Source organism: Stenotrophomonas sp. STEN021, from assembly GCF_056760175.1.
Window position 1 is genome coordinate 1 of record NZ_JBRREH010000119.1, and the last position, 12,086, is coordinate 12,086.

At 63.2% G+C, this 12,086-nt stretch carries 12 protein-coding genes; 2 read left to right on the forward strand and 10 right to left on the reverse strand.

The window, feature by feature from the left end; all coding sequences use genetic code 11:
- Positions 1-118 precede the first annotated feature (118 nt).
- The 3 genes from atpE to ACVOL0_RS19055 form a co-directional block, all read right to left on the reverse strand.
- Positions 119-421, reverse strand: a complete 303-nt coding sequence (gene atpE, locus ACVOL0_RS19045; RefSeq protein WP_054661978.1) for a F0F1 ATP synthase subunit C — start codon at positions 419-421, stop codon at positions 119-121.
- Between the two features lie 75 nt (positions 422-496).
- Positions 497-1,297: a F0F1 ATP synthase subunit A gene (atpB, locus tag ACVOL0_RS19050; protein ID WP_057626862.1), complete on the reverse strand. Its 801-nt coding sequence runs from the start codon at positions 1,295-1,297 to the stop codon at positions 497-499.
- Positions 1,298-1,321: 24 nt separating this feature from the next.
- Positions 1,322-1,687: a hypothetical protein gene (locus ACVOL0_RS19055; RefSeq protein WP_481512840.1), complete on the reverse strand. Its 366-nt coding sequence runs from the start codon at positions 1,685-1,687 to the stop codon at positions 1,322-1,324.
- Positions 1,688-2,115: 428 nt separating this feature from the next.
- Between ACVOL0_RS19055 and ACVOL0_RS19060 the strand changes: the two genes are divergently transcribed.
- A complete protein-coding gene (locus tag ACVOL0_RS19060) occupies positions 2,116-2,940 on the forward strand; it encodes a hypothetical protein (protein ID WP_481550424.1) in 825 nt (274 codons plus the stop codon).
- A 55-nt stretch (positions 2,941-2,995) separates the two neighbouring features.
- On the opposite strand, the gene ACVOL0_RS19065 is transcribed toward ACVOL0_RS19060, so the two are convergent.
- The 5 genes from ACVOL0_RS19065 to ACVOL0_RS19085 form a co-directional block, all read right to left on the reverse strand.
- Complete coding sequence (locus ACVOL0_RS19065; RefSeq protein ID WP_481550416.1) at positions 2,996-4,276, reverse strand: Xaa-Pro dipeptidase; 1,281 nt, start codon at positions 4,274-4,276, stop codon at positions 2,996-2,998.
- Between the two features lie 233 nt (positions 4,277-4,509).
- Entirely contained in the window at positions 4,510-6,660 is a 2,151-nt protein-coding gene (gene lpdA / locus ACVOL0_RS19070) for a dihydrolipoyl dehydrogenase (protein ID WP_481550417.1), read from the reverse strand.
- 17 nt (positions 6,661-6,677) lie between these two features.
- Positions 6,678-7,325 (reverse strand): hypothetical protein, encoded by a 648-nt coding sequence (locus ACVOL0_RS19075; protein ID WP_481550418.1) that lies wholly within the window; start codon positions 7,323-7,325, stop codon positions 6,678-6,680.
- A 5-nt stretch (positions 7,326-7,330) separates the two neighbouring features.
- Positions 7,331-8,707, reverse strand: a complete 1,377-nt coding sequence (locus ACVOL0_RS19080; protein WP_481550419.1) for a dihydrolipoyllysine-residue acetyltransferase — start codon at positions 8,705-8,707, stop codon at positions 7,331-7,333.
- A 180-nt stretch (positions 8,708-8,887) separates the two neighbouring features.
- The gene (locus ACVOL0_RS19085; RefSeq protein WP_481550420.1) at positions 8,888-9,451 is read right to left on the reverse strand and encodes a DNA-deoxyinosine glycosylase; all 564 of its coding nucleotides are present in this window, start codon (positions 9,449-9,451) and stop codon (positions 8,888-8,890) included.
- Positions 9,452-9,665: 214 nt separating this feature from the next.
- On the opposite strand from ACVOL0_RS19085, the gene ACVOL0_RS19090 reads away from it, so the two are divergent.
- The gene (locus ACVOL0_RS19090) at positions 9,666-10,304 is read left to right on the forward strand and encodes an OmpW/AlkL family protein (RefSeq protein ID WP_481550421.1); all 639 of its coding nucleotides are present in this window, start codon (positions 9,666-9,668) and stop codon (positions 10,302-10,304) included.
- A gap of 175 nt (positions 10,305-10,479) precedes the next feature.
- Here ACVOL0_RS19090 and ACVOL0_RS19095 read toward each other — a convergent pair whose 3' ends face one another.
- Entirely contained in the window at positions 10,480-11,241 is a 762-nt protein-coding gene (locus ACVOL0_RS19095; RefSeq protein WP_481550422.1) for a YiiX/YebB-like N1pC/P60 family cysteine hydrolase, read from the reverse strand.
- A 67-nt stretch (positions 11,242-11,308) separates the two neighbouring features.
- A complete protein-coding gene (locus ACVOL0_RS19100; protein ID WP_481550423.1) occupies positions 11,309-11,872 on the reverse strand; it encodes a CcdC protein domain-containing protein in 564 nt (187 codons plus the stop codon).
- Positions 11,873-12,086: the final 214 nt, after the last annotated feature.

A 12,086-nucleotide genomic window follows, 5' to 3' on the forward strand; every position in this document is an offset into this window, starting at 1 on the left:
TTTTATTGTTTCGCGCGCGCGGGGGGGGGGGGGGGGCGGGCGCCGCGTACCAACCCCACCCACCCCTACACCCCCGGGGGGGCCCCCACCCCCCCCCGACCGTCTCACTGCAGCTGGATCAGCCTGCCAGCTTGGCGGCTTCGGCCAGCAGGGCAGCAGCCAGCGGGTTGGCGAAGGCCAGCAGCAGGCCAACGGCGACCGAGATGATGAACGCGGCGTCGATCAGGCCGGCGGTGATGAACATGCGGACCTGCAGGACCGGGATCAGTTCCGGCTGGCGAGCAGCCGATTCCAGGAACTTACCAGCCATGATGGCCAGACCGAGGCCAGCGCCAAGTGCGGCCAGGCCGATCATGATGCCGACGGCAAGGGCGGTGGAGCTCTGAACTTGGGCGAGGTTGGTCAGGACGGCGAAGTACATGGTTATCTCCAGGAACTTTAAGTAGCTAAGGGTGATGAAACGGATGAAGGTTGAAACTGGGTGAAGCTTGTAACTTTAGTGACTGTCTTCCGACAGGCTCAAGTACACGATGGTCAACATCATGAAGATGAAGGCCTGCAGCGGGATCACCAGCAGGTGGAACAGCATCCAGCCAAAGCCGAACACGCCACCGGCAACGGCACCGAATACACCGGCGCCGCCCAGCACCCAGATCAGCAGGAAGACGATCTCGCCGCCGAACATGTTGCCGAACAGTCGCATCGCCAGGGAGATCGGCTTGCTCAGCCACTCGACGATGTTGAGGATCAGGTTGAACGGCATCATCCACTTGCCGAACGGGGCCGTCAGGAATTCCTTGATGAAACCGCCGATGCCCTTGGACTTCAGCGCGAAGAAGATCATCAGGATGAACACGCTGATCGACATGCCCAGGGTGGCATTGACGTCGGCGGTCGGCACCGGCTTCCAGTAGTGGATGCCTGCCAGTTCCAGCGGCTTGGCGATGAAATCGGCCGGGATCATCTTGATGAGGTTCATCAACAGGATCCAGAAGAAGATAGTGATCGCGATGGGCGTGATCAGCTTGCTCTTGCCGTGGTAGGTGTCCTTGGCCTGGCGGTCAACGAACTCCAGGCAGATTTCAACGAACGCCTGCCACTTGCCCGGCACACCGGCGGTGGCCTTGCGGGTTGCCATCCAGAAGGCGAACACCATCAGCAGGCCCATCAGGACCGCGGTGACGATGGTATCGACGTGGATCATCCAGAAGCTGCCACCGCTGTCGCCGACCGGAGCGGTCAGATTCTGCAGGTGATGCTGGATGTACGTGGTAGGAGTTAGAGCCTCGCCCGCCATGTGTCCGGAACCTTTATGAGTGAATCAACGCCTGGCCAGAGCCAGAACCTGGAACATCAGCGCCACTGGAATTGCCGCCAGCAGCGCCAAAGGAGGGAGTTGCCACCAGAAAAAAGCCATTCCCAGCACAGCAACAATAAGCACAATCTTCAGCACGAACCCCAGGAACAGGCGGATCATTGCTGAACCAGCGGCCTGAACGCCGCCACCGAGCCCTACCCACGCGGCCAGCGCAGTTCCTGCTACCACCGCCAGGCCCGATACAAGGGCGCCCAGCGCATGCTTTGGCCCCACGAAGAGGAAGGCCAGAGCCAGGACCACCACTGCGACCAGCGGGTACACCGCGGCGCGCAACATCAGTCGCCGACCCGCATCAACGGAGTTCAGCACGTCAAAGTGTCCTGCATCAGGTAAAGGAAAGAGCCGAACCGCGCAAAGGCGTCTCGTCGAGCCGCGAAAGTATAACAGCGGGACAATTTGCGAGACAACCGGCATTTGTCCCCATTTGACTATGCAAGTGGCCGCAATATCACGTTTTTTCCCCCAATGCCCCGCCAACGGCCAGCGCCGCGGGACAATGGATATTGCACCGCAACATGGGAACTTCCCGCTATTGCGCCGGTCTGACAGTTGCAGTCGGCAATCCGCTACCTCGTCGGGTGGGTGCGCGGACTCGGGTGAGGTGGTGTCGCACGCCCTCGGCGGCACCACCTCACCGCAATTGATTGGTGTCTACACATTGCCTGCACGCTCCGATCACCGTTCTCTACATTGAATCGGCCATGGTCGGTGCTCTACCGCAACAAGCAGGCAATGGCATGCGCAATCACCGCTTCATTCTCGCACTTGCTCCGTGCGCACTCACACTCGCTCTGACCCACGCGCTTACTGTGCAAGCCGCCGAAGGTGATCCGCGCTTCACCCTGCGGCTGGGTGCGATGAACATCGACACCGACAACACCATCCGCGGCAGCACCACGGTAGCCGGCCAGGATGTCGATCTGTCCGAGGATTTCAGCCTGGGCGGCAAGGAATGGGAGCCGCGCATCGACGGCCTGTTCCGCATCAGCGATCGCCAGCGACTGATCTTCGACTACTTCAAGTACGACAAGGACCGCCGCGAGACGCTGGACGAAGGCGTCAGTTGGGGCGACACCACGGTGCCCGCAGGCAGCTTCGTCAAGGGCGAATTGAAGTACCAGGTGGCAACGCTGGTTTACGACTACTCGGTGGTCGATGGTGATCGCTTCGATTTCGGCCTGCAGCTCGGCGCCGAGTACGCCAAGATCAGCGCCGATGCTTATGCCGATGTTGGTGATGTCTATCAAGGCCGCTTCCTCAACGAGAAAGCCGACGGCATCGCACCGGTGGTTGGCGCGCGCCTGACCTTCACGCCCTCGGAAAACTGGTTGATCAATCTGCAAGGCCAGTACCTCAACACACGCTGGGGCAACTTCGATGACTACGAAGGCGACCTTAGCCGCGCCAATGCGATCATGCAGTACAACGTCAACAGGAACTTCGGCATCTTCGCCGGCTACGACTGGTTCAAGCTGGACGTGGACCAGAAAGGCAGCGACGGCGTGATCGGCCTGAAGCAGGAATTCAAAGGCCCGGTGGCGGGTGTGAGCCTGTCGTTCTAGAAGCGCCCTCATCCCACCCCTCTTCCGCGCATGCGGGAGAGGGGCTAGCGGCGTCCTATGGCTGCAGCAACCGCCCGCCTTTCACCACCGTCAGCGGACGCGTCAGCACCGCAACGTCCTGCAACGGATCACCGTCGACCGCGACCATGTCGCCGAAACGCCCCACTTCCACCGCACCGACATCCGTCGACCAACCCAACGCCTCCGCCGCATTGACGGTCGCCGCACGGATCGCCTCCAGCGGCGTCATGCCCCACTCCACCATCTTGCCGAACTGGCGGGCGTTGTCGCCGTGTGGATAAACACCAGCGTCGGAACCAAACACCATCCGCACCCCGGCCGCATGTGCATCGCGGAACGTCTCGCGCTGCTTGCGCCCTACCTGCCGCTCTTTCTGCAGCGACTCGGGGAACAAGCCGTTGTTCTCGCCCTCGGCAAGGATGTAATCACTGCCGTAGATGTCCATCGAAAACCAGGTGCCATTCGCGCGGGCCAGCTTGAACGACTCCGCATCGGCCAGGCTGGCATGCTCGATGGTGTCGGTACCGGCGCGGATGGCCGCATTGATGCCGCTGCTGCCATGCGCATGCACCGCCACCTTCATGCCCAGCCGGTGCGCCTCCTCCACCAGCGCCTGCATCTCCTCCTGGCTGTATTGCTGCTCGCCCAAGGTCGTACCTTTGGACATCACGCCGCCGGTGCCGCAGAACTTGATCACCTCGGCACCAAATTTGCGCAGCTTGCGCACCGTTGCGCGGATCGCGTCCGGGCCATCGGCCGCACCGGGATTGAGCACGGTCACCGACGGCGGCAAGCCGCCGCCATCGCAATGCCCACCGGTGGCACCAATGGCAAAGGTGGCCGGCACGATGCGCGGGCCATCGATGTAGCCGGCCTCGATGGCCTGCTTCAAGGCCACATCATCGAAACTGGCCGAACCGAGATTGCGCACCGTGGTGAAGCCCGCGCGCAACGTGCGCCGCGCATTGACCACGCCCACCACGGTCCAGAAATTGTCGGTGTATTCCAGCCCCTGGTAGCCGCCCAGGGTGGGATCGATGGTCAGGTGCACATGCATGTCGATCAGGCCCGGCAGCAGGGTGCGCGCGCCCAGGTCGATGTGCTCGGCACCGGCGGGCAGCGGATCACCGGCGCGGCCGATGCGGCTGATCCTGCCATCGACGATCTCGATCTGCGGTTGCTGCACATAACGGCCGCTACGCACATCCAACAGGCGTGCGGCACTGACCACGCTGGTTCCAGCGTGCGCCACCATGGATACACAAACACCGACAACGACCAGCGCAAGGGCTGGCACGCGCATTCTGGTTCGCATCATCGTTCCCCGGGGCAATGAGTGGCATCAGGGTCCAGCGGCGCCAGCTTGCGCCAAGCCGGCGGGGCCGGCAACTGGCCCTCACACGGGACACCAACAGGTATTCCCCCATACAAGTCAGTCACCCGTTCCCCCGACTGCACGGCCCCTCACCACAGCGGGGCGAAGAACCAAAAGAAAACGCCCCGACAGGCGGGGCGCTCTCGGTGCATGCCGGCCTGCTGGCCGACTGCTTACTTCTTCTTCGGGATATACAGGTCGGTGATGGTGCCGTCGTAGATCTCCGAGGCCATCGCCACCGACTCACTCAAGGTCGGATGCGCGTGGATGGTGTGGCCGATGTCTTCGGCCTCCGCACCCATTTCAATGGCCAGGCCAATCTCGGCCAGCAATTCACCGGCATGCACGCCGACGATGGCACCACCGATCACGCGGTGGGTTTCTTCGTCGAAGATCAGCTTGGTGAAGCCTTCGGTGCGACCAATGCCAATCGCGCGACCACTGGCCGCCCACGGGAACTTGGCCACGCCCACCTTCAAGCCCTTGGCCTTGGCCTCGGTCTCGGTGACGCCGACCCAGGCGATCTCCGGGTTGGTGTAGGCCACCGACGGAATCACCCGCGCTACCCATTCCTTCTTCTCGCCGAAGGCGACTTCCGCCGCCAGCTTGCCTTCGTGCGTGGCCTTGTGCGCCAGCATCGGGTTACCGACGATGTCGCCGATGGCGAAGATATGCGGCACATTGGTGCGCATCTGCCGGTCAACCGGAATGAAACCGCGGTCGGTGACTTCGACACCAGCCTTGTCGGCATCGATCTTCTTGCCATTGGCCGAGCGGCCGACGGCAACCAGCACACGATCAAACGTGCCGCTTTCCATCGCCGGCTTCTCGCCTTCGGTGGCAGCGTCGAAGGTCACGGTGATGCCCTTGGCATCGGCACTGACGCCCGAAGCCTTGGTCTTCAGATGGACCTCGATGCCCTGCTTCTTCAGGCGGTCGGCCAACGGCTTGACCAGGTCCTTGTCGGCGCCTGGCATCAGCTGGTCCATGAACTCGACCACGGTCACCTTGGAACCCAGGGCGCTGTACACGGTGGCCATTTCCAGGCCGATGATGCCGCCACCAACAACCAGCAGCGAACCCGGCACTTCGGCCAGTTCCAGTGCATCGGTGGAGTCCATCACGCGCTTGTCTTCCCACGGGAAGTTGGGCAGCTTCACCGCCTGCGAACCGGCGGCGATGATGCACTGCTCGAAACGCAGCAGCTGGGTCTTGCCGTCGTCGCCGACGATTTCCAGCTCATTGGCCGAGATGAACTTGGCCAGGCCGTGCACGGTGCGGATCTTGCGCTGCTTGGCCATGCCGGCCAGGCCCTTGGTCAGCTGACCGACGACCTTTTCCTTGTAACCGCGCAGCTTGTCCAGGCTGATCTTCGGCGCGCCGTATTCGATGCCGAGTTCGTCGGCATGCGCAGCGTGGTCGATGATTTCAGCGGCGTGCAGCAGCGCCTTGGACGGGATGCAGCCGACGTTGAGGCAGACGCCGCCGAGGCTGGCGTAACGTTCGATCAACACGGTATCCATGCCCAGGTCGGCGGCACGGAAGGCGGCGGTATAGCCGCCCGGGCCGGCGCCCAACACCACGATGCGGCATTCGATGTCGGCAGTGCGGCCGCTGGACGGCAGCGCCTTGGCGGCGACCGCCGGGTCCGGCGCGCGGTGCGACGGGGTCACCGGCGGCTTGCTGCCCGGTGCCGCCTTGGCAGCAGCAGGTGCGGCAGCGGCGGTGCCTTCCAGCACCACCACCACGTCGCCGACGGACAGCTTGTCGTCGAGCTTGACCTTGATTTCCTTGACCACGCCATCGGCCGAGGACGGCACTTCCAGCGTCGCCTTGTCCGATTCCAGCGTGACCAGGCCCTGGTCCTTCTTCACCGTGTCGCCGACGGCGACCAGGATCTCGATCACCGGCACGTTCTGGTAATCGCCGATATCCGGCACCTTGACCTCGATCGGGCCAGATGCGGCTGGCGCAGCAGCAGCAACCGGCGCGCTGACGGCTGCCGGAGCGGCTGCAGCGGCGGGCTGTGCGGCAGGTGCGGGAGCAGCAGCCGGGGCTGGTGCCGCGGCCGGGGCAGCGCCCGCGCCTTCGGCTTCCAGGATCACCACCACGTCACCCTCGGACAGCTTGTCGTCGAGCTTGACCTTGATTTCCTTGACCACGCCTGCAGCCGAGGACGGTACTTCGAGCGTGGCCTTGTCCGACTCCAGTGTGACCAGGCCCTGGTCCTTCTTCACCGTGTCGCCCACGGCCACCAGAATCTCGATCACCGGCACGTCGTTGTAGTCGCCAATGTCCGGAACCTTGATTTCAATCGTCGCCATTGTTTTCTCCTGTGGGCTCAGCCGGCGTCGCCGACGAACCGGTCATGCATCTTGTCGAGCGCGCGTTCGATGTTGGCGTAACGCTTCTCGTATTTTTTGTCTTTGCTGTGGGCCAGCTCGATCAGCAGCGCCGCCTGTTGCTGCAGCGCTTCAAGCTGACCGCAAGCCGGCCGCTGGCCGCTGTAACGCTCGCCGTTGACGGTGAAGGACAGCACCTCGCCATCGGTGACCGGCGCACGCGCTGCCACTTCGGGCGAAGCCAATGCCTTGCCCCAGACCTCGACCAGGCGCTGTGCCAATGCATCCGGCAAGGGCGCCTGGGCGAACTCGGGTTCCTGGTCCAGCACCAGATTGACGCCACCGCGGCCCGCCGCCGTGCTCCAGTTGTAGATGCGCTTGTCGGCCAGACCGGCCAACACCATCCACTGCCCAGTGGCGGCATCTCGGCGCAGCAGCACCTGCGATTCCACCCCACGGGCCGGCAGCACCAGCAACGACAGGCCGTCTTCGGCCTGTCCACCCAGCAGACTGGTCGCCGCCTGGCCGTAGTTGCCTACCGCCGGCGGCCAACCCTCGCCCACCACCGGCAGGCACTGGCTGGCGGCCAGTGCCGGGCCCGTCAGGGCAGCCAGCACCAGCGTCAGCAGGGCGCGTCGCGGCGCCACTGGCATCACAGCAGCACGCGCCGCATGTCAGCCAGCACCTGCGACAGGTAGGTGGTGAAACGCGCCGCCAGGGCGCCGTCGATGACGCGGTGGTCGTAGCTCAGCGACAGCGGCAGCATCAGCTTCGGAGCGAACTCCTTGCCGTTCCAGACCGGCTGGATGGACGACTTGGACACGCCGAGGATTGCCACTTCCGGCGCATTCACGATCGGAGTGAAGGCGGTGCCGCCAATGCCCCCCAGCGAGCTGATCGAGAAGCAGCCGCCGCTCATGTCGGCCGGGCCGAGCTTGCCGTCACGTGCCTTCTTGGCCAGTTCGCCGGTTTCCTGGGCGATCTGCACCACGCCCTTCTTGTCGACGTCGCGGATCACCGGCACGACCAGGCCGTTCGGCGTATCGGCGGCAAAGCCGATGTTGAAGTACTTCTTCAGGGTCAGGTTCTCGCCGCTGGCATCCAGCGAGGCGTTGAACTCGGGGAACTTCTTCAGTGCAGCGGCGCTGGCCTTGATCAGGAAGGCGAGCATGGTCAGCTTGATGCCGGCCTTCTCGTTTTCCTTGTTCAGGGCCACGCGCAGGCCTTCCAGATCGGTGATGTCAGCCTGCTCGAACTGGGTGACGTGCGGGATCATGGCCCAGTTGCGGGCCAGGTTGGCGCCGGAGATCTTCTTGATGCGCGACAGCTGCACCACTTCGGTCTCACCGAACTTGCTGAAATCGACCTTCGGCCACGGCAGCAGGTTCAGGCCACCGCCGGCAGCCGCCGGGGCACCAGCGCTGGCAGCAACGCCGCCGGACAGCGCGCCCTTGACGAACTTCTGCACATCGCCCTTGGTGATGCGGCCGCCCTTCTCCGTACCCTTGACCTGCTGCAGGTCCACGCCCAGTTCACGGGCGAACACGCGCACGGCCGGGCTGGCATACGGCACATTGGCCGGCAGCACGCCTTCGGCATTGAACTGCACCGGCGGGGTGGCCGGCTTGCTGGTGGTGACCGAGTCTTCCTGGGCGATTTCTCGCTGGGTCAGCTTGTCGGCGACCGGTGCAACCGCCACCGGCTCGACCTTGGCACCGGTCTCGGCGGTGGCTTCGACCTTGGCCGGGGCTGCAGGAGCAGCGGCGGCGGCAGGCTTGGCGGCCTCTTCGCTGACTTCGATCAGGGCCACGACCTTGCCCTCGGACAGGCCGTCGCCAACCTTGACCTTCAGTTCCTTGACCACACCGGCATAGGCCGACGGTACTTCCATCGTCGCCTTGTCCGATTCCAGCGTGACCAGACCCTGGTCCTTCTTGACCGTATCGCCAACCGCGACCAGCACTTCGATCACCGGAATGTCGCTGTAGTCACCGATATCGGGGACAAGTGCTTCCTTGATTTCGGCCATGAACTACTCCAGCAACAAATGAGGGAATCCCCTATTGTGGCGTTAGCGGGCCGCAGCGCCAACCGCTACAAGCGAATTCGCCTGCGTATGTCCCCGGACAAGGGCACGCCACGCGTGCCGTGACGGCCGGAATTTCGGCTCAACGCCCTGCTTTGTGACGTGTTGGCTGTCTTGCCTGTCCTAACCGGCCAAGCCGTTTGTTGCAGGCGATACCACCACTTTGGGCGCATTCAACCAAGGTTGCAGCGCTTGCCACTGCCCAGTCAGGCGCTGCAGCGACCATGCGGCGTTGGCCGGACTGGTCGAGGGCAAGGCCAGTACCGGCAGTGCAGCCGCCAAAGGCGGCAAAGCCGGTGCAATCCATCGCTGGAACGCACTGTGTGCTGCAGCGCCATTGCAGGCGATGGCGCGCAGCTGCGGCAGATCGGCCAACAGCTCCGGAATGCGATTGGGGACTTCGCTGCCACGCACGATGGCCGCATCCAGACTACCCGTTCGCCGGCACTGCCCGATCACATCCCATAAACCGACTCCTGCCTGCTGCAGCTTGCCCAGTCGTTGTGCATAGGCAAGCTGCGCATCGAAGCCACACAACGCCGCCATCAGTGGCCAGAAACGATTGCGCGGATGCGCGTAGTAGCGCGATTCATGCAGCGATATCGCGCCCGGCATCGAGCCCAAGACCAGCACGCGACACGATGCGGCTACCTGCGCGGGCAAGCCCTGCAACACATGAACACTCATCACATGCCCCACAACATCGTGAACGGAATTTTTCTGCGAATCATCATGTCCATGGGATCTCTCTGCTTTTCGCTGAACGCAATGGCACTGAAAAATCGCTGCGTTTAGAGCGATTCATCTTGCCATCGTTAGGGTGACCTCGCCCCGTAACGAGGGCCTTGATAACAACGTAATCCGATCGCAGCAGTTCTGTTCGCAACATGAGGAGTCAGTCATGCGTTCCATCAAAATTCTCAGCCTTGCCACCCTCGGCGCACTGGCGCTTTCTTCCACCGCATTCGCGCAGGATGGCAATGGCGATACCGCATCGGGCAAGCATTTTGCCGTGGTCGGTGGCATTACCCTGCTGCAGCCGAAGAATGACCCGGCCACCGGCATCAAGAAGTTCGATGGCGGCCCGGCACCGACGATCAGCGCCAGCTACTACTTCAACGACAATTTCGCCGTTGAATTGTGGGGTGCAGCCGACAAGTTCGACCACCGCGTGCGTACCGATGGTGGCGCCAAGGTTGGCAGCGTCGAGCAGCAGCCGCTTGCACTGAGCGCGCAGTACCACTTCGGCCAGGCGGACAACGTGTTCCGTCCGTTCGTCGGCCTGGGCTACTACGAGTCGAACTTCAGCAACGAGAAGATCGACGGCCTGAGCAGCACCGGCAACCACGTTGGTGTGGATACCGCCAAGGGTGCGATCGGCACCGTCGGCGTTGACATGAACATCAACTCGACCTGGTTTGCCCGCGCTGACGTGCGTTACATGCAGTCGCGGCCTGACCTGCGCATTGCCGGCCAGAACGCTGGCGAACTTAAGCTGGACCCGTGGACTGTTGGCTTCGGCCTGGGTGCGCGCTTCTAAGCGGCAATGATCCTGGCAACACCGTTGTAGATTCAATGCAATGCTTGTAAATGAAACACGGGCCGTTCGCGGCCCGTGTTTTTTTGTGGGACGTGGCTGATCAATGCCAAGGCAGAAGCAAGAGCTCCCCCTCCCCGCCCCTCCCCTGCCCCTTCGGCGCAAGGAAGGGGGTTGATCAAGGGCTGCCGTCATCACTCCACTGCAGCGCCAGGTAATCGAAGTGCTGCTGCAGGCGCGGCTTGACCACGTCGAAGAACGGCGACACATCGAAATCGCGCGGCGTGTACAGGCTGTAGTTGCGGATGTGCAGGATCTCCTGCGATTGCTCGGCGCCGCCCACCTGTGCCAGCACCGTTTCGATCTCGGGCAGGATCGGGTAGCGGATAGACTCGAAGGCCTGCGCCAACAAGGTCGAACAGATCGCTTTCGTTGGCTCGCCACTACCCAATGCGATCAAACGCCGGCGCATATGCCCCGGCACCGGCGGCTGCCGGATCAGGAACCGCGCCAGATCAAATACGTTTTTCAGGTCGTAGCTATAGCCCAGGCGCGCCCGCATGAAGCCGACCAGCTGGTCCACCACCACCGGCGACAGCCCCTGTGGACGGCAGATACGGGTGTGCTGATTGGCGAACTCGGTCAGCGGAATACGCCGAACGCCCTGCTCCACATCGACGTCGATCAGCATCGGTTGTGGCTTGCCACCGTCCACCAGCGCTTCCTCGCCGATGTACAGCGCTGCATGCGACCAGGTGGACTGGCTCAGGTATTTGATGGCGGTGGAAAAGCGACTATTGCCCTCTACCAGCAACACATCGCCACGCCGCAGCGTACGCAGCAACATGGCCGGGTCGCTGGTCGACGGCCGCATCTGGTTGGCGCGGGGTTGCGCCAGAAAGTGCGCCAAGCGGCGCCCGAAGAACTGCAGCACACCCATCAACCCTCTCCGTATCTGCTTGCATCAGACTAGCCGGGACAGCATCCGCCTGCCATCGGATACAGGCTCAGCGCGGACTACGATCAAACTGCCGATAACGTTGGTGATGGCGAACCCGGCGTCGCAGCAGCCAGGCGTACATGCCTGCATAACCGAGCAGCAAGGCAGCCATCGCCAGCAGGCCGGCGTGACTGAGCCAACCCGAATCCGGCCACGGCACGTTGTTCACCGATGCCTGCCAGCCTTGCACCATGCCGGCAACCACGCGCACCACGATCATCGCGGTCAATGCCAGCACCAACCAGCTATTGGGCTTGTAATGCAGTGCTTCCGGGCCGGGCTCGAAGCGCGTCAGGTAGTGGCCGAGCACACCGACCAGCAAGCCTGCCAGCCAACCCAGCGCGGCGTAGGACCAGGCGCCAGGCCACCAGAAACCGGCGATGCCGACGAACACCGCGAACAGGCCTGTGGACACCAGCGTGGCCCAGAAATTGAAGGTGATCAGCCAGGGCCGCGCCTGCCGCCGCGCGCCACCACTGCGTACGCGCTGCCATAGCGACAGCGGCATCAACAGCAGCAGGATCGCGACGAAAACCAGTATCGCCAGTGGCAGAGCAAGAAGCACAGGCATGGGGACTGATCCAAGGATGCAGGCCCAAAGATTACGCCATGCCTGATGACTGTAGTGCCGAGCCATGCTCGGCAGAGGCCTTACCGGGATACCAACCCGGTAGGAGCGGCGTAAGCCGCGAAGCAAGCGCACCACCGGATCGCAACGTCGCGTGCACCTGGGCGATATCGGCTTCGCGGCTTACGCCGCTCCTACATGGGGCTATCGGGAAAGC

Coding starts and splice junctions, on each gene's coding strand:
- lpdA (WP_481550417.1), bottom strand. CDS start 6,660: ATGGCGACGATTGAAATCAAGGTTCCGGACATTGGCGACTACAACGAC.
- atpB (WP_057626862.1), bottom strand. CDS start 1,297: ATGGCGGGCGAGGCTCTAACTCCTACCACGTACATCCAGCATCACCTG.
- ACVOL0_RS19080 (WP_481550419.1), bottom strand. CDS start 8,707: ATGGCCGAAATCAAGGAAGCACTTGTCCCCGATATCGGTGACTACAGC.
- ACVOL0_RS19090 (WP_481550421.1), top strand. CDS start 9,666: ATGCGTTCCATCAAAATTCTCAGCCTTGCCACCCTCGGCGCACTGGCG.
- ACVOL0_RS19100 (WP_481550423.1), bottom strand. CDS start 11,872: ATGCCTGTGCTTCTTGCTCTGCCACTGGCGATACTGGTTTTCGTCGCG.
- ACVOL0_RS19060 (WP_481550424.1), top strand. CDS start 2,116: ATGCGCAATCACCGCTTCATTCTCGCACTTGCTCCGTGCGCACTCACA.
- ACVOL0_RS19065 (WP_481550416.1), bottom strand. CDS start 4,276: ATGCGAACCAGAATGCGCGTGCCAGCCCTTGCGCTGGTCGTTGTCGGT.
- atpE (WP_054661978.1), bottom strand. CDS start 421: ATGTACTTCGCCGTCCTGACCAACCTCGCCCAAGTTCAGAGCTCCACC.
- ACVOL0_RS19095 (WP_481550422.1), bottom strand. CDS start 11,241: ATGGGTGTGCTGCAGTTCTTCGGGCGCCGCTTGGCGCACTTTCTGGCG.
- ACVOL0_RS19085 (WP_481550420.1), bottom strand. CDS start 9,451: ATGAGTGTTCATGTGTTGCAGGGCTTGCCCGCGCAGGTAGCCGCATCG.